Origin of the sequence: Phyllobacterium sp. 22229, from assembly GCF_052056495.1 — a bacterium.
GTDB lineage: Bacteria > Pseudomonadota > Alphaproteobacteria > Rhizobiales > Rhizobiaceae > Phyllobacterium > Phyllobacterium myrsinacearum.
Map to the genome: position 1 here is coordinate 313,482 of NZ_JBQEPA010000001.1, position 16,383 is coordinate 329,864.

At 57.6% G+C, this 16,383-nt stretch carries 20 protein-coding genes; 2 read left to right on the plus strand and 18 right to left on the minus strand.

The window, feature by feature from the left end; genetic code table 11:
- Positions 1-31 precede the first annotated feature (31 nt).
- Positions 32-1,441 (plus strand): type I glutamate--ammonia ligase, encoded by a 1,410-nt coding sequence (glnA, locus tag ACTJJ7_RS01565; RefSeq protein ID WP_105732709.1) that lies wholly within the window; start codon positions 32-34, stop codon positions 1,439-1,441.
- Between the two features lie 51 nt (positions 1,442-1,492).
- Here the strand turns inward: glnA and ACTJJ7_RS01570 are convergent, their stop codons facing one another.
- The 5 genes from ACTJJ7_RS01570 to crcB are packed head-to-tail and all read right to left on the minus strand — an operon-like array spanning position 1,493 to position 4,347.
- Positions 1,493-1,780 (minus strand): HigA family addiction module antitoxin, encoded by a 288-nt coding sequence (locus ACTJJ7_RS01570; protein ID WP_130269404.1) that lies wholly within the window; start codon positions 1,778-1,780, stop codon positions 1,493-1,495.
- Positions 1,781-1,789: 9 nt separating this feature from the next.
- The gene (locus tag ACTJJ7_RS01575; protein WP_130269405.1) at positions 1,790-2,068 is read right to left on the minus strand and encodes a type II toxin-antitoxin system RelE/ParE family toxin; all 279 of its coding nucleotides are present in this window, start codon (positions 2,066-2,068) and stop codon (positions 1,790-1,792) included.
- Positions 2,069-2,116: 48 nt separating this feature from the next.
- Positions 2,117-2,908, minus strand: a complete 792-nt coding sequence (locus ACTJJ7_RS01580; protein ID WP_440964973.1) for an ATP12 family chaperone protein — start codon at positions 2,906-2,908, stop codon at positions 2,117-2,119.
- Between the two features lie 35 nt (positions 2,909-2,943).
- On the minus strand, positions 2,944-3,933 hold the full coding sequence (locus tag ACTJJ7_RS01585; RefSeq protein WP_105732708.1) for an RluA family pseudouridine synthase: 990 nt from the start codon (positions 3,931-3,933) through the stop codon (positions 2,944-2,946).
- Between the two features lie 36 nt (positions 3,934-3,969).
- The gene (gene crcB, locus ACTJJ7_RS01590; protein ID WP_440964975.1) at positions 3,970-4,347 is read right to left on the minus strand and encodes a fluoride efflux transporter CrcB; all 378 of its coding nucleotides are present in this window, start codon (positions 4,345-4,347) and stop codon (positions 3,970-3,972) included.
- 205 nt (positions 4,348-4,552) lie between these two features.
- Here crcB and ACTJJ7_RS01595 point away from each other — a divergent pair, with 205 nt between their 5' ends.
- Entirely contained in the window at positions 4,553-6,331 is a 1,779-nt protein-coding gene (locus ACTJJ7_RS01595; RefSeq protein WP_105732706.1) for a glucan ABC transporter ATP-binding protein/ permease, read from the plus strand.
- A gap of 90 nt (positions 6,332-6,421) precedes the next feature.
- Here ACTJJ7_RS01595 and ACTJJ7_RS01600 read toward each other — a convergent pair whose 3' ends face one another.
- The 13 genes from ACTJJ7_RS01600 to rpsE all read right to left on the minus strand — a co-directional run bounded on the left by ACTJJ7_RS01600 (position 6,422) and on the right by rpsE (position 16,331).
- Complete coding sequence (locus ACTJJ7_RS01600; protein ID WP_440964976.1) at positions 6,422-7,732, minus strand: replication-associated recombination protein A; 1,311 nt, start codon at positions 7,730-7,732, stop codon at positions 6,422-6,424.
- 17 nt (positions 7,733-7,749) lie between these two features.
- Positions 7,750-9,177, minus strand: a complete 1,428-nt coding sequence (locus ACTJJ7_RS01605) for a DegQ family serine endoprotease (protein WP_105732704.1) — start codon at positions 9,175-9,177, stop codon at positions 7,750-7,752.
- A gap of 98 nt (positions 9,178-9,275) precedes the next feature.
- Positions 9,276-9,698 (minus strand): type II toxin-antitoxin system VapC family toxin, encoded by a 423-nt coding sequence (locus ACTJJ7_RS01610; protein WP_440964977.1) that lies wholly within the window; start codon positions 9,696-9,698, stop codon positions 9,276-9,278.
- Complete coding sequence (locus tag ACTJJ7_RS01615; RefSeq protein ID WP_440964978.1) at positions 9,698-9,940, minus strand: type II toxin-antitoxin system Phd/YefM family antitoxin; 243 nt, start codon at positions 9,938-9,940, stop codon at positions 9,698-9,700. Before ACTJJ7_RS01615 ends, ACTJJ7_RS01610 begins: the two co-directional genes overlap by 1 nt.
- Positions 9,941-10,073: 133 nt before the next feature.
- Positions 10,074-10,502: a 50S ribosomal protein L17 gene (gene rplQ / locus ACTJJ7_RS01620; protein WP_091876971.1), complete on the minus strand. Its 429-nt coding sequence runs from the start codon at positions 10,500-10,502 to the stop codon at positions 10,074-10,076.
- A gap of 67 nt (positions 10,503-10,569) precedes the next feature.
- On the minus strand, positions 10,570-11,583 hold the full coding sequence (locus tag ACTJJ7_RS01625) for a DNA-directed RNA polymerase subunit alpha (protein ID WP_105732701.1): 1,014 nt from the start codon (positions 11,581-11,583) through the stop codon (positions 10,570-10,572).
- 109 nt (positions 11,584-11,692) lie between these two features.
- Complete coding sequence (gene rpsK / locus ACTJJ7_RS01630; protein ID WP_008124952.1) at positions 11,693-12,082, minus strand: 30S ribosomal protein S11; 390 nt, start codon at positions 12,080-12,082, stop codon at positions 11,693-11,695.
- Between the two features lie 136 nt (positions 12,083-12,218).
- Positions 12,219-12,587 carry a 30S ribosomal protein S13 gene (rpsM, locus tag ACTJJ7_RS01635; RefSeq protein ID WP_008124949.1) on the minus strand — a complete coding sequence of 123 codons (369 nt, stop codon included), beginning with the start codon at positions 12,585-12,587 and terminating at the stop codon, positions 12,219-12,221.
- A gap of 211 nt (positions 12,588-12,798) precedes the next feature.
- Positions 12,799-13,449 (minus strand): adenylate kinase, encoded by a 651-nt coding sequence (locus ACTJJ7_RS01640; RefSeq protein ID WP_105732700.1) that lies wholly within the window; start codon positions 13,447-13,449, stop codon positions 12,799-12,801.
- On the minus strand, positions 13,446-14,786 hold the full coding sequence (gene secY / locus ACTJJ7_RS01645; RefSeq protein ID WP_130269410.1) for a preprotein translocase subunit SecY: 1,341 nt from the start codon (positions 14,784-14,786) through the stop codon (positions 13,446-13,448). Before secY ends, ACTJJ7_RS01640 begins: the two co-directional genes overlap by 4 nt.
- A 217-nt stretch (positions 14,787-15,003) precedes the next feature.
- Positions 15,004-15,480 (minus strand): 50S ribosomal protein L15, encoded by a 477-nt coding sequence (gene rplO / locus ACTJJ7_RS01650; protein ID WP_105732698.1) that lies wholly within the window; start codon positions 15,478-15,480, stop codon positions 15,004-15,006.
- Between the two features lie 20 nt (positions 15,481-15,500).
- Positions 15,501-15,701, minus strand: coding sequence for a 50S ribosomal protein L30 (gene rpmD, locus ACTJJ7_RS01655; RefSeq protein ID WP_105732697.1), 201 nt, complete (start codon positions 15,699-15,701; stop codon positions 15,501-15,503).
- Between the two features lie 66 nt (positions 15,702-15,767).
- A complete protein-coding gene (rpsE, locus tag ACTJJ7_RS01660; protein ID WP_105732696.1) occupies positions 15,768-16,331 on the minus strand; it encodes a 30S ribosomal protein S5 in 564 nt (187 codons plus the stop codon).
- Positions 16,332-16,383: the final 52 nt, after the last annotated feature.

The following is a 16,383-nucleotide window of genomic DNA, read 5'->3' on the forward strand; positions in this document are numbered from 1 at the left end:
CTATCATCGTCGCTGAACAAGGAAAATTGACATGACGACCGCAAAAGACATTCTCAAACAGATCAAGGACAATGATGTAAAATTCCTTGACCTTCGCTTCACCGACCCGAAGGGCAAGCTGCAGCATGTGACGATGGACGTTGCCGAAGTGGACGAAGACATGTTTGCCGACGGCGTCATGTTCGACGGTTCCTCCATTGCCGGCTGGAAGGCCATCAATGAATCCGACATGGTTCTCATGCCTGACACCGACACGGTGCACATGGACCCGTTCTTTGCGCAGTCGACAATGGTTATCCTCTGCGACATTCTCGACCCGGTCTCCGGCGAAGCCTACAACCGCGATCCGCGCGGCACCGCCAAGAAAGCCGAAGCCTACATGAAGGCGGAAGGCGTCGGCGACACCATCTTCGTCGGCCCGGAAGCAGAATTCTTCGTCTTCGACGACGTGAAGTACAAGGCCGATCCGTACAATACAGGCTTCAAGCTCGACTCCACCGAACTGCCATCCAACGACGACACCGACTATGAAACCGGCAACCTTGGCCACCGCCCGCGCGTCAAGGGCGGTTATTTCCCGGTTCCTCCGATCGATTCCTGCCAGGACATGCGTTCGGAAATGCTCACGGTTCTCACCGAAATGGGCGTTCGCGTTGAAAAGCACCACCACGAAGTGGCCGCAGCACAGCACGAGCTGGGCATCAAGTTCGACGCCCTCACCCGCAACGCCGACAAGATGCTGATCTACAAGTACGTCGTGCATCAGGTTGCCAATGCCTATGGCAAGACCGCCACTTTCATGCCGAAGCCGATTTTCGGCGACAATGGCTCGGGCATGCACGTGCATATGTCGATCTGGAAAGATGGCAAGCCGACCTTCGCTGGCAATGAATATGCCGGCCTGTCGGAAAACTGCCTGTTCTTCATCGGCGGCATCATCAAGCATGCCAAGGCCATCAACGCCTTCACAAACCCGTCGACCAACTCCTACAAGCGTCTGGTCCCGGGCTACGAAGCACCGGTTCTGCTGGCTTACTCCGCCCGCAACCGTTCGGCTTCCTGCCGTATTCCGTTCGGCTCCTCGCCGAAGTCGAAGCGCGTTGAAATCCGCTTCCCGGATCCGACAGCCAACCCCTATCTCGGCTTTGCTGCGATGCTGATGGCCGGTCTCGACGGTATCAAGAACAAGATCCATCCCGGCCAGCCCATGGACAAGGATCTCTATGATCTTCCGGCCAAGGAACTCAAGAAGATCCCGACCGTCTGCGGTTCGCTGCGTGAAGCGCTCCAGAGCCTCGACAAGGATCGCGGCTTCCTCAAGGCTGGCGGCGTGTTCGATGACGATCAGATCGACAGCTTCATCGAACTGAAGATGGCCGAAGTGATGCGCTACGAAATGACCCCGCATCCCGTTGAATACGACATGTACTACTCGGTCTGACCGGACCGGTCTGTCGACAAGGAAAACCCCGGGCATGTCCCGGGGTTTTTTCTAGGAGATATTTGCAAAGCGCTCGATCTTTGGCTGCTCTCGATGTTCTGCCTGCCAAAGATCATAGTCGGCCTGAATACCAAGCCATGTCCGTGCCTTGCCAATACCGGCGCGTTCAAGACGAACCGCAAGATCCGGGCTGATAGGCGCCTTTCCATGCATTATGCGCGACAGTGTTTCGCGTGCGAACCCGAGACGATGTGCAAGCTCGCTTCGGGTGATTTGAAGCGCTGGCAATATATCTTCCAATAACGTTTCGCCCGGATGAGGAGGGTTGAATATCGGCATTTTCGATCCTTAGTGATAGTCCAGATAATCAACAAGCTCGACGTCATCGTCGATGAACTGAAATATGATCCGCCAATTTCCATTGACCGTCACTGACCAGAAACCTTCCAGCTCACCGTGCAATGCATGGAGCCGCCAACCAGGGATATTCACGTCGTCCGGTCCCGTAGCACGATCTAAAAAAGCCAATATACGAGACAGCCGCTTGGAATGGGCAGCGTTGATACCTCTAGTCGAACCGCTCTCGTAAAAGAGCTTCAGTCCCTTATGACGAAAACTTCGGATCATAGGTAAATGTGATGTATCACATCACGAAAGACAAGTACAACTCTTGTCTTAGATCGACACCGCCTGAAGCACCTTCACCGCAGCGACCATCTCGCGCTCACGCAAAGCTCGCCGGGCTGATGCTTCCGCATCTTCGCCCCACTGCTCGATGGTCCAGTCTTCATCGACATGCGCCAATATCCAGGCTTCATCGCCGGTAATACGGCCCTTTGCCACGGCAAGCGCCAGGATGGCCGATCCGGTCAGCGTCGTGATCGTGTGCAGGGCAGCAACGGTGAAAGCATCCCTGAATTGCCCGAGATGCACGCCGAGCACGGCAAGCGTCTCGCGCGGCTGTTCCACATGCATGACGCCCTCGGCAAGGACGAAACGTGCGCCAAGATCCGAGGCAGCCCAATCGATAATGGGGTCCCAGAGTTCCGTCTGGCGATTGACCAGCCGTTCGGGCGAACCCGCGCGGTAGCACAGCATGTCCGAGGAGGCGAAACGCAGCACGTCCTCGAGCACAACCTGGGGGTCGCTGACGATCCCATCGATCGCCGTATTGGCGAGACGGGTGACAGGCATGCGTGCCGGGACGATATCCTTGTCCTGCGCGGAAAATTCATCGGCAACCATCTGCGCCAGGGCGCGGCTTGGCAGCAGAAGGTCCTGCCGTGCCGGTGTCTTGACACGCTTGCCGTCGAGTTCAACGGCAAACTGACCATCCCGCTCAACAACCGCCACAGCCTTGTAGAACCGCTTGGGAAACGGCAGCTTCGACTGGATCTGCGCCCGGCGCACCGGATCCGTATCCGACGGACCTTGCGGCATGTCCATATTGAAAAGGTCATTGTTCATCGTCATCGTCCGTATGCCTTGCCGGTCAGCCTGTTCTAATTCTCTTCGTCGCCATCACTTTCATCGAGGCCCAGAAGGTTCCACGTCTGCACCATATGCGGCGGCAGCGGTGCCGTGACATCGATGATCCCGCCCGACGGATTGGGAACGCGGATGCGGCGCGCGTGCAGGTGCAGGCGGTTCTGAATGCCGCCGGGGAACGACCAGTTGGTGTCCGCCTCGAAATATTTGGGATCGCCGATGATCGGGCAGCCGATATGGGCGGCATGGACGCGCAACTGATGCGTACGGCCCGTATAGGGCTCCATTTCCAGCCACGTCAGCACCTGCCCGGCGGATTCGATCACCCGGTAGTAGGAAACCGCATGATCGGAATCCGGCTCGCCGTGCTGCGCAACGCGCATCCGGTCGCCATCGGGCGTTGTTTCCTTGACCAGCCAGGTGGTGATCTTGTCCTCGCGCTTGCGCGGAATGCCCTTGACCAGTGCCCAATAGGTTTTCTTGGTCTCGCGTTCGCGGAACGCCGCGGTCAGGGCCTGCGCGGCACCGCGCGTGCGGGCCACCACGAGAACGCCCGACGTATCGCGGTCGAGCCGGTGCACAAGCCGGGGTTTTTCACCCTTCTTGTTGCGCCAGGCTTCCAGCATGTCATCCACATGGCGATTGACGCCGGAGCCGCCCTGCACTGCCAGGCCAGCCGGCTTGTTGAACACGAAAACCTTGGGGTCTTCATACAGCAGCATCTGGGAGAGGACGTCGCCATCTTCCCGTCCGCGAATGCTCTTGCCGGTCAGATGCTGGCCTTCGGCCTTGGCGTCCACCTGCAAGGGCGGAATGCGTACGGTCTGGCCGGCCTGCAGGCGCGTATCGGATTTGGCGCGCGAGCCATCCACCCGGATCTGCCCGGACCGCAGCAATTTCTGCAGGTGCCCGAAACCCAATCCCGGATAATGTACCTTGAACCATCGGTCGAGGCGCATTTCCGCTTCGCCGGTGTCAACTGTCTTCTGCTCTACCACTGCCATAAGTCATACCTTGTCTAATCAGGCATGCGCTTAGCACTAAGCGACCGCTCTTGCGAGCCATAATCCGAAAAACAACGCCCCAATGCTCAAGATGACGCTCGCAAGCACATAAATGAGCGTGAAAAAGGCCTCGCCGCGGTTCCACAGCAGCGCAACATCGAGCGAGAACGAGGAAAAGGTGGTGAAGCCTCCCATAATGCCCACCGCAACAAACAGGCGCAGCTCCGTGGAACCATTGAAACGCCGGGCCAAAAGCTCAATGAACAGCCCCATCAGCAGGCCGCCAGCCACGTTCACGGTCAGCGTTCCCCAGGGAAAAGCCACGCCAAAAATCCGGGTCATCAGCACGCCCACGAGATAACGGGCAACCGAACCGATAGCGCCGCCTGATGCAACCAGTAATATTGCGTTCACTTTGCCTTGCCTCCGGCGGTTTATTCTATGAAGTCAAATATTTGACTCATCACGGGACGTTAACAAACGTAGAAAAATGTTCCTTGAACAGACGCGGAACTGACACAACTTTAGAGCATTGAATATTGCAGCGCACAAGCACCTCATGCAGAGTCAAAAATTGAGGAATGTGCGCAGAAGCGGGCATAACGAGCGGAGTGGCAAAGTGTCATTGATACAGATCTATTGGAAATCTCTCCAATATCTCGGGGCGGAAAAGCGTGCGACCACGTTTATCTGCCTGGTCAACATTGCCTTGGCCCTGACAATGCTGTTCGAGCCCGTGCTTGTGGGCCGCGTCATTCAGGCTATTTCAACCAAGACGGCCATCTGGCCTCCCCTGAGCCAGCTGGCCGGTGTTGGTTTGTTCCATATCGTCGCCAACGTTCTGGTTTCGCGCGAAGCGGACCGGCTTGCGCATCGCCGCAAGCTGTCGGTGCTGACGGAATCCTATAACCGCGTGATCAGCATGCCGCTGGCATGGCATCATCAGCGCGGCACATCCAACGCCATGCACACGCTTCTGCGCGCGATTGAAACCCTGTTCAGCCTCTGGCTTGAATTCATGCGCACGCACCTTGCCACGACCGTTGCTCTGCTCGGGCTTGTTCCGCTGGCTTTGGCCCAGGATTGGCGCCTGGCATCGGTTCTGGCCGTCCTTGGCGTCATCTACGTGATCGTCAGCCGTGTTGTCACAGCCAAGACCAAGGATGGTCAGGCACAGGTTGAACGTCACCACATCAAGGCATTCAGCCACGTCACCGACTCCATGGGCAATATCTCTGTCCTGCAGAGCTACAACCGCATCGACGAAGAAACCCGTGCCTTGCAGTCCTACACCAAGCAGTTGCTGGACTCGCAGTACCCAGTCCTGAACTGGTGGGCGCTTGCAGCCGGTATCAACCGCATGGCCTCCATCATTTCGATGGTTGTCATCCTGTTCCTCGGTTCGTATTTCGTCGTGCACAACGAGATGAATGTCGGCCAGGTTGTTGCCTTCACCGGCTTTGCCGCCCTGCTCATCGGCCGTCTTGACCAGCTCAGCGCCTTTGTGAACCAGATCTTTGCCGCCCGTGCCAAGCTGGAAGACTTCTATGAAATGGAAGATTCCGCTGCCTATCAGGCCGAACCGAAGGCTGTGCATGACCTCGACAACATCAGCGGTGAAGTCGAGTTCCAGAACGTCTCGTTCGAATTTGCCAAGTCCACCCAGGGCCTGAAGAATGTGTCGTTCAAGGCGAAGGCTGGTCAGACCGTTGCCATTGTCGGCCCGACAGGTGCGGGCAAGACGACGCTGATCAACGTGCTGCAGCGCGTTTACGACCCCAAGGAAGGCCGTGTGCTTGTCGATGGCATCGATACCCGCACGATCAGCCGCCGCTCGCTGCGCAACGCAATCGCCACGGTGTTCCAGGATGCCGGCATGTTCAACCGCAGCATCGAGGAGAACATCCGCGTCGGCCGTCCGAAGGCAACAGACGAGGACGTTGCCGCAGCGGCAGCCGCCGCCGATGCCAGCGACTTCATCCTGTCGAAATCAGCCGGTTTTGACACCATTGTCGGTGAGCGCGGCTCGCAGCTTTCCGGCGGCGAACGCCAGCGCGTTGCCATTGCCCGCGCCATCCTGAAGGATGCGCCGATCCTCGTCCTCGACGAAGCGACCAGTGCGCTCGACGTCGAAACCGAGGCACGCGTCAAGGCCGCGGTCGACAAGCTGTGCCAGAACCGCACGACCTTCATCATCGCCCACCGCCTGTCGACGGTTCGCGACGCTGACATCGTTCTCTTCATGGATCATGGCGAGATCGTCGAGTCCGGCAGCTTCGATGAGCTGGCACACCAGAACGGGCGCTTCACCGCGCTGCTCAAGGCTGGCGGCCTGAAGCTGGATGATGACACTGCAAACGTCACGCCCTTCCCGCGCAAGCCGCCGGAAGCCGCGTAAGCCAGGCATATTCAACCTGATAAAAAGGCCGCTTCGAAAGAGGCGGCCTTTTTCTTGATCCCAATTGGAAGTGAAAGCGCTTGGCGCGCCCTATTCGCCGCGTTCGACCCGCAACCGGTTCCAGTATTCGATGCGCTTGCGGATTTCGCGTTCGAAGCCGCGCTCGGGCGGATTGTAAAAGGTCTGGCGGCCGAGCGCGTCGGGAAAATAGTTCTGCCCGGAAAATGCGTCCGGCTGATCATGATCGTAGGCATAGCCCTTGCCATAGCCTTCGCCCTTCATCAGCTTGGTCGGTGCATTCAGGATATGTTTGGGCGGCACGAGCGAGCCGTTCTCCTTGGCCGTGCGCATTGCCGCGGCAAAAGCCGTATAGACCGCGTTCGATTTGGGTGCCGTCGCCAGATAGACGCAGGCCTGTGCCAGCGCCAGTTCACCCTCCGGCGAGCCGAGATAATCATAGGCATCCTTGGCGGCATTGCAGATGACCAGAGCCTGCGGATCGGCGAGCCCGATATCCTCGCTTGCCATGCGCACCAGACGCCTGCCGATAAACAGCGGGTCTTCCCCCGCATCGAACATGCGGCAGAGGTAGTACAGCGCCGCGTCGGGATCGGATCCGCGCACGGATTTGTGCAGGGCCGAGATCAGGTTGTAGTGCCCGTCCTGCCCCTTGTCGTAGACAGGGGCACGCCGTTGCACGATCTGCTGAACCCGCTCGACATTAAAAACTTCGCCTTCACGCGCCGCGCGCCAGACTTCCTCGGCCAGCGTCAGGATTGCCCGGCCATCGCCGTCTGCCATGCGCACCAGGCTCGCCCGCGCCTCCTCGTCGAGCGGCAGCGGCTTGCCTTCATGGTCCTCGGCGCGCTGCATCAGGGCCATCAGGCTGGCTTCGTCGTGCGGATGGAACACAAGAACGCGCGCACGGGACAAGAGAGCGGCATTGAGTTCAAAGGACGGGTTTTCCGTGGTCGCACCCACGAGCACAATCGTCCCGTCTTCCATGACAGGCAGAAACGAATCCTGCTGGGCACGGTTGAACCGATGAATCTCGTCAACGAACAACAGGGTCTGGCCGCCCGACATTTTGCGGGCACGCGCCATGTCAAAAACCTTCTTCAGGTCGGCAACACCGGAAAAAATGGCCGATATCTGTTCGAAAGCAAGATTGGTCTCGCCTGCCAGCAGACGTGCCACGGTGGTTTTACCCGTTCCTGGCGGTCCCCAGAAAATCATCGAACCGAGCGAACCGGATTCGATCATGCGCGTCAACGCGCCTTCCGACCCGGTCAGGTGCTCCTGGCCGGTGACTTCGCCCAGAGAACGCGGACGCAAACGGTCAGCAAGCGGCCTGCTCCGGTCCGAAGCCGGATCCTCCTTTGCTGCAAACAGATCCGTCATTGTCCTATGCGCCTCATCTATCGAATGATCTGCCGGATGATTGCACCATCCCGTTCGAATTCAAAACGCCACAGGACCGGCTTGGTGGCCATCACAGCAGCCAGATCGGCGGCGGTTGCAATATCACGCCCATTGACCCTGCGCACGATGTCGCCGGGCTGCAGGCCGATGCGCGCGGCCGGTGTATTGGCGAAAATCTTGTCCACTGCGACGCCGGCCGTTTGCGGCGGCAGATGCAATCGTTCTGCGCTGCTCGGCGTGAGCGTGATCACCTGCGCGCCGGAAAGCGGATTGTTGCCCTGGATCACCGACTTGTTGGCGGGATCATCCGGCCTCGGCTTTTCCAGAACAAGGGAAATCACCTTCTCCTGCGACCGGCTCAAAACATTGAGTTTGACGGTTTTGCCGATCCCGGCTGTCGACAGGCGGTAGCCAAGGCCATCGAAATTCTCGATGCGGAAATCATCCACCGCCAGAATGACGTCGCCAACCTGCAGCCCGCCTTTCTCCGCCGGTCCATCCTTGGCAATATTGGTGACAAGCGCACCATAGGGCTGTTTCATCCCCAGCCCTTCCGCCACATCGGATGTCACGTTCTGGAAGGTTGCGCCGATATAGGGGCGCTCGAACTTGTCGCTGCCCTGCTTTGCGGCTTCAACCACGGCCCGCACCATGTTCGAGGGGATGGCGAAACCGATGCCCACCGAACCGCCGGACTTGGAAAAGATTGCCGTGTTGATGCCGACAAGCTTGCCGTCCATGCCGATCAGTGCGCCGCCAGAATTGCCGGGATTGATCGCCGCATCGGTCTGGATGAAGAAATCGAAATCGGAAATCCCCACCCGGGTACGCGCCTGCGCCGAGACGATGCCGCTGGTGACGGTCTGGCCCACGCCGAAGGGATTGCCGATGGCCAGCACCAGATCCCCCACTTCAACCTTATCGGAATCCGCCAGCGGCAGGATCGGCAACTTTTCTCCAGCTTCGATCTTGAGGATGGCAAGATCCGTCGATTCATCCTTCAGGAGAATGCGCGATTCAAACTCGCGGCCATCCGAGAGGGCAATCTTGACCGTTTCCGCATCGCGGATAACGTGGTTGTTGGTGACCACGATGCCCGAAGCATCTACAATAACGCCGGAACCGAGCGACGACTGGATGCGCGGCGGGCCATTGAACTGGCCGCCAAAGAACTGCTCGAAAAACGGGTCACCGGCAAAGGGCGAACGCTGCTGCACTTCCCGCGCCGCATAGACGTTCACAACTGCTCCGGCCGTCTGTTTGACGAGCGGTGCAAACGACAATTGCGCCTCCACCCGCGATGCCGGAGCCTGCTTTGCCGTATCGGCGGCCGTTTGCGCATGGACCGGTACGATCATCGCGGAAACGAGGGCCGAGGTGACGAGCAGCGCCCGGGCGGATTGCGCGATTTTGGAACAACTCATGTCGATCTCCCGAACTGATGAATCAGTAAAACCTGTTAACCCAATGTGCTGAATTTCAACGCGGATACCAGCCACGAAACAAAGCAAATTTGAGACATTCAAAGCAGCCTTGTCATTGCACCCATAGTCTCGCCCGCTTCGGCAAATTTGCGGTCCAGAGTATAGATGGTGGCGCCGTAATGAATAGCAACCGCCAGATGGAGTGCATCGCCAGCTCTGATCCCCGACACGTGCCGATCTGCCATCTGCGCGGCGGATCGAAACATCAATCCGGTGACCGGCAGCGTTTCAAGGGATTCGCTGACAAGGCGATGAAAGGCAGCAAGGGACCTGTTGCGATGCGGCGACTGCAGTTGCCCTGTACGCACCTTGAGTGACAAGGCTGATGAGAACTCGGTGATGGTCCAATCACTGACAGCCAGTTTCTCCGCTTGCTGACTTGCAAGCCAGTCGAGCACGCGCGCCGTCTGGCTTTCCAGCGTCAGCGCGGCGACGAGAACGGATGTGTCGAGGTAAAGCATCAATAGCGGTCTTGATCACGCATCTCGCGGACAAAGTCGCCGCTGGAGACCGGCTGTTCCGGCATATCTTCCGTGAGCAGCCGCAATGCCGCCATATCGATCGGCTTGCGCGGCACGCCAGCTGGCACCAGTTGGGCCACCAGTTTACCCCGGCGCAAAATCTGCACCGTCTCTCCCGCTTCGACCTGATCAATCAACTCGCTCAGATGCGCCTTTGCTTCAACAAGGTTGACTGTGCTCATTTGACTCTCCTGACCATTTAACTAGTCATATATAGTCAATACAGCGCAATTTCAACGATGCGAAAGTCGAGCAAAACAGAAAAGGGGCCCGCAAAGGCCCCTGTCCCAAAATCATCGATGCAAAAGCGCTGGATTATGCGGCTTCGGCTTCGCTTGCCTGTTCGGCAGCAACGCGGGCCAGATCCTTGGAACCCTTGGCGCTGACATCACGATCAACGAATTCGACAACGGCCAGCGGTGCATTGTCACCGGTGCGGAAGCCGGCCTTCATGATGCGGATGTAACCGCCATTGCGCTGACCATAGCGCGGAGCAAGCGTGTCAAACAGCTTTGCTACGAGCTTGGCATCGCGGATCGCCGAAATGGCCTGACGACGGGCGTGCAGGTCACCGCGCTTGCCGAGTGTGACAAGCTTTTCAACGATGGGACGAATTTCCTTGGCCTTGGGCAGCGTTGTAACGATCTGCTCATGCTCAATCAATGATGCAGCCATATTGGCAAACATCGCCTTACGATGGCTGGCAGTCCGGTTAAGCTTGCGGCCTGAATTACCGTGGCGCATGAGCCTTCTCCTTCAATTTCTCAGTTCGGGCTCATTGCCCGGGCTTGGTTGTCGGGCAAAGCCCGGATTAATATTGATCTTCGTAACGCTTCGCGAGATCTTCAATGTTTTCTGGCGGCCAGGACGGGACTTCCATACCGAGATGGAGACCCATGGAAGCCAGAACTTCCTTGATTTCGTTCAGCGACTTGCGACCAAAGTTCGGTGTGCGCAGCATTTCTGCTTCTGTCTTCTGAATAAGATCGCCGATATAGACGATATTATCATTCTTCAGGCAGTTTGCCGAGCGTACGGAAAGTTCGAGTTCGTCGACCTTCTTGAGCAGAGCCGGATTGAACGCAAGTTCAGTGACCTGTTCCTGCTGTACTTCCTTCTGCGGCTCGTCAAAGTTGACGAAAATCGCCAGCTGGTCCTGCAGGATGCGTGCTGCATAGGCAACGGCATCTTCACCCGAGATCGAACCATCGGTCTCGATCTGCAAAATCAGCTTGTCATAATCGAGAACTTGTCCCTCGCGGGTGTTTTCGATCTTGTACGATACCTTGCGGACCGGCGAATAGAGGCTGTCAACCGGGATCAGGCCGATCGGTGCATCTTCCGCACGGTTGCGGTCAGCCGGGACGTAGCCCTTGCCGGTGTTGACGGTGAATTCCATGCGGATTTCAGCGCCTTCGTCCAGCGTGCAGATAACGTGATCCGGATTGAGGATTTCGATATCGCCAACCGTCTGAATGTCGCCAGCCGTTACAACGCCTGGGCCTTCCTTGCGCACGACCATGCGCTTGGGACCGTCGCTTTCCATGTGGATCGCGATTTCCTTGATGTTCAGGACGATATCCGTCACATCTTCGCGAACGCCGGGGATCGACGAGAATTCATGCAGAACGCCATCGATCTGTACGGCAGTCACGGCAGCGCCGCGCAGCGAAGACAGGAGCACACGGCGCAGAGCATTGCCGAGCGTCAAGCCGAAACCGCGTTCAAGCGGCTCGGCGACGACCGTTGCCTTTGTCTTCGAGCCGGAGGTCTGGAACTCGACCTTGTTCGGCTTGATCAGTTCTTGCCAGTTTTTCTGGATCATCTAGTTTTTCCCTATCCTTGCCTTGCCACCATCCAATCGTGGCAATGAAGCGTGGAAACCGCAGAGGAGCTGAAAATCAGCTCATGCGGCCAAATCTTGTCGAAACAGATTAGACGCGGCGACGCTTGCGCGGGCGGCAGCCATTGTGCGGGATCGGGGTCACATCGCGGATCGACGTGATCGTGAAACCAGCAGCCTGGAGCGCGCGCAGAGCCGATTCACGGCCGGAGCCCGGTCCGCAAACTTCAACTTCGAGCGAACGCATGCCATGTTCCTGTGCCTTCTTGGCACAATCTTCAGCAGCCATCTGTGCAGCGAAAGGCGTGGATTTACGCGAACCCTTGAAGCCCTGCGCACCGGCGGAGGACCAGGCAATCGCATTGCCCTGCGCATCCGTGATGGTGATCATCGTGTTGTTGAATGTCGAATTAACGTGGGCAACGCCCGACGAAATATTTTTACGCTCGCGACGGCGAACGCGTGTGGCTTCCTTGGCCATAGTAGTCCTTTCAGTTGATCTCGACGCCTCCGTATTTCCAGAGGCTCCACCAGTAGCGAGTGGTGAGTAGTAAGCAGTGAATGATTAACTGGCTGCTGCCATCACTCACTGCTTACTACTCACCACCCACCAATTCTTACTTCTTCTTGCCGGCGATTGCCTTGGCAGGACCCTTGCGGGTACGCGCATTGGTATGCGTACGCTGGCCGCGAACCGGCAGGGAGCGGCGATGACGCAGACCGCGGTAGCAGCCCAGATCCATCAGACGCTTGATGTTCATCGAAACTTCACGACGCAGATCACCCTCAACGTGGTAATCGCGGTCGATCGTTTCACGAATCTGCAAGACTTCGGCATCGGTCAACTGATTGACACGACGCTCCGCAGGAATGCCGACTTTCTCGACGATTTCCTGTGCAAACTTTTGACCAATCCCGTGAATGTACTGAAGCGCGATAACAACGCGCTTGTTCGTCGGGATGTTGACGCCAGCAATACGAGCCACGTCTGTTCTCCTTGTTAACCGGCAGAGCTGGGCAGTCAACGCGACCGGCCAGATGACGGGATGAAAATGATATCCGGGACAAACACAAACGATCAGCCCCGAACCTGCTTTACCGGATCGGCGCCGATCGCTTCATATCCAAGCGAATTTCCGCCGTCTTTGAAGGAATCGCTCCGAAAAGTCAACTCCTCCCGTACATTTTTGTCGGAAACTAAAGTTCCGCCAAAATCTTTTCGATCGATTTGGTGACTTCTTCGAAGTCTGCCATGCCATCGACCTTCTTCAGCTTGCCCTTGGCGTAGTAATAGCCGATCAGGGGCGATGTCTGCTTGTAGTAGGCCTCAAGCCGCGTGCGGACCGTTTCAGCATTGTCATCAGGACGCCGCTTGAATTCCGTCGATCCGCATTTGTCGCACACACCCGGTACTTTGGGCTGCTTGTTGGTGTCATGATAACCCGTGCCGCATTTGGCGCAGGTATACCGTCCGGATATCCGCTCGACGAGCACATTGTCGTCGACCTCAAGCTCAATGACACAATCCAGCTCAAAGCCCTTGTCCGACAGCATCTGTTCAACGGCATCCGCCTGGACAAGCGTCCGCGGGTAACCGTCGAGAATGAAGCCATTGGCCGCATCGGGCTGGTCAATGCGCTCGGAAACGATCGCATTGACAATTTCATCGGATACCAGCTTGCCGGCATCCATCACAGCCTTGGCGCGCAAACCGACATCGGTTCCGGCTTTGACTGCGTCCCGCAACATGTCCCCGGTGGAGAGCTGCGGTATCCCTAGTTTTTCTACCAAGCGCTGAGACTGAGTTCCCTTACCTGCCCCCGGTGGTCCGAGAAGTATTAATCTCATCTGTTCCGCTTCCCTCCACGGAGCTTAGACTTCTTGATAAGCCCCTCATATTGATGCGCGATCAGGTGACCCTGGATCTGTGCAACCGTATCGAGCGTGACGCTCACGACAATCAGCAGCGACGTACCGCCGAGATAGAAAGGAACGCCAGCCCAGGAAATCAGGAACTCCGGCAGCATGCAGATCAACACGAGATAGGCTGCGCCAAGAACCGTAATGCGGGTCAGAACGTAGTCGATATATTCCGCCGTGCGCTCGCCGGGGCGAATGCCGGGAATAAAGCCGGAGTGCTTCTTCAATTGGTCGGCCGTGTCCTTCGGATTGAAGACGAGTGCCGTATAGAAGAAGGCAAAGAACACGATCATCGCCGCATAGGATGCCATGTACAGCGGCTGGCCGTGACCAAGCGAAGACAGGATCGTCGTTGCCCAGCCCGGAAGGTTCTCGTTCCGTGCGAAACCGGCAATAGTTGCAGGCAGCAGCAGCAGCGAGGATGCGAAGATCGGCGGAATAACGCCTGCGGTGTTGAGCTTCAGCGGCAGGTGCGATGTATCGCCCTGGAACATGCGGTTGCCGACCTGGCGCTTCGGATACTGGATCAGAAGGCGGCGCTGCGCACGTTCCACGAACACGATGATACCGATGACGGCGATGGTCAGGATGATGATCGCCAGAATAACGGGCGTCGACAGAGCGCCGGTACGGCCGAGTTCCAGCGTGCCGGAAATCGCCTGCGGCAGGTTGGCGACAATGCCGGAGAAGATGATCAGCGAAATACCGTTGCCGATACCGCGTGCCGTAATCTGCTCGCCCAGCCACATCAGGAACATGGTTCCGCCGACAAGCGTGATGACGGTGGAAAACAGGAAGAATGGTCCGGGATTGGTTACGATACCCTGGCTTCCCTGCAGGCCAACGGCAATCGCATAGGCCTGCACCGTTGCCAGAAGCACCGTGCCGTAGCGCGTATACTGATTGATGACCTTGCGGCCCTGCTCTCCGTCCTTCTTCAGCTGCTCCAGAGCCGGGATGACCGACGTCATCAGCTGAACGATGATCGATGCGGAGATGTAGGGCATGATGCCCAGGGCGAAAATCGCCATACGGGCCACGGCGCCGCCGGCGAACATGTTGAACATGCCGAGGATGCCCTGCGCCTGGTGGTTGAAGGCCTGGGCATAGGCGGCAAGATTGATACCCGGAAGCGGGATGTAGGTGCCGAGCCGGTAAACCAGCAATGCGCCAAGTGTAAACCAGATGCGCTTTTTAAGCTCTTCGGCTTTGGAAAAAGCAGAGAAATTAAGATTGGAGGCGAGCTGTTCAGCGGCTGATGCCATAAGTAGTCTCCGGTCTGCGCCCGTCAGGCACTGACGGTCCTACCCAGATATGTGCCGTTACTGCGCCGTGCTTTCCCAAAACGTCAAGGAATGCATCAACACTAAGATTTACCCATCATATTTACCAAAAGAATGATGCGGGATTGTTTTGGTAAATATGATCGGGGAAGACAAGATACAAGCGGCGACCCGGAGGGCCGCCGCTCATTCAATAGAATTATTCTGCAGCCGCTGCAACAGCAGGAAGCTTGACCGAACCGCCAGCCTTTTCGATCTTTTCGATCGCGGCCTTGGAGGCACCGGCAACTTCAATCGTTACCGCGGTTGTGATATCACCACCGGACAGCAGACGAACGCCGTCCTTGGCGCGGCGGATAACACCGGCAGCCTTCAGGGTTTCAATCGTAATCGCAACCTTGGCATCGAGCTTCTTGGCGTCGATGGCAGTCTGGATACGGCCAACCGATACTTCATTGAAGTTCTTCATGAAGATGTTGGTAAAGCCGCGCTTTGGCAAGCGACGGTAAACCGGCATCTGGCCGCCTTCGAAGCCGTTGATGGCAACGCCGGAACGCGACTTCTGGCCCTTCACACCGCGGCCAGCGGTCTTGCCGGAGCCGGAGCCGATACCGCGGCCAACGCGCTTGCGGGCTTTGGTGGCGCCTGGGTTTTCACTCAGATCATTGAGTTTCATTTGATCAATCTCCGGAGTTCTTAAGCCTCGTCCACAACGCGGACGAGATGCTGAACCTTTGCAATCATGCCACGGACGGAAGGTGTATCTTCCAGAACCCGGCGACGATGCATCTTATTGAGGCCCAGGCCGATCAGCGTTGCGCGCTGTTCTGCCGGACGGCGGATAGGGCTGCCGATCTGTTCGACCGTAACCGTCTTACCCTTCTTCTTCTCAACCATGACTTATATCCTTTAGTCTACAGCTAGCGGGATCGAGATCCCTGCCCTGCTGCGCCAGCTTCTGGCCTATTCTTCCGAACCGACCACGTCGCGGCGACGAGCCTGCAGTGTGGAGTACTTGATACCGCGCTGGGCAGCGATGTCCTTGGGGTGCATCTGGTGCTTCAAGGCATCGAATGTCGCACGAACCATGTTGTACGGGTTCGACGAGCCAAGCGACTTGGCAACAACGTCCTGTACGCCCAGTGTCTCGAAGACAGCGCGCATTGGACCGCCGGCGATGATACCTGTACCAGCTGTGGCTGCACGAAGCAGAACCTTGCCGGCGCCATGACGGCCTTCAACATCGTGATGAAGGGTACGGCCCGAACGCAGCGGTACGAAAATCATTTCGCGCTTGGCGGATTCGGTTGCCTTGCGGATGGCTTCCGGCACTTCGCGCGCCTTGCCATGACCGAAGCCAACGCGGCCCTTCTGGTCGCCAACGACGACGAGAGCTGCGAAACCAAAACGCCGGCCGCCCTTGACGACCTTGGCGACGCGGTTGATGTGAACAAGCTTGTCAACGAATTCGCTATCGCGCTCTTCGTTGCGACCGCGATCCTCGCGGTTCCGTTTTTCCTGTGCCATGCTCCTAATTCCTTTTTCTTTTCCGGTAGCACGAATGATAGTGACGAAATCC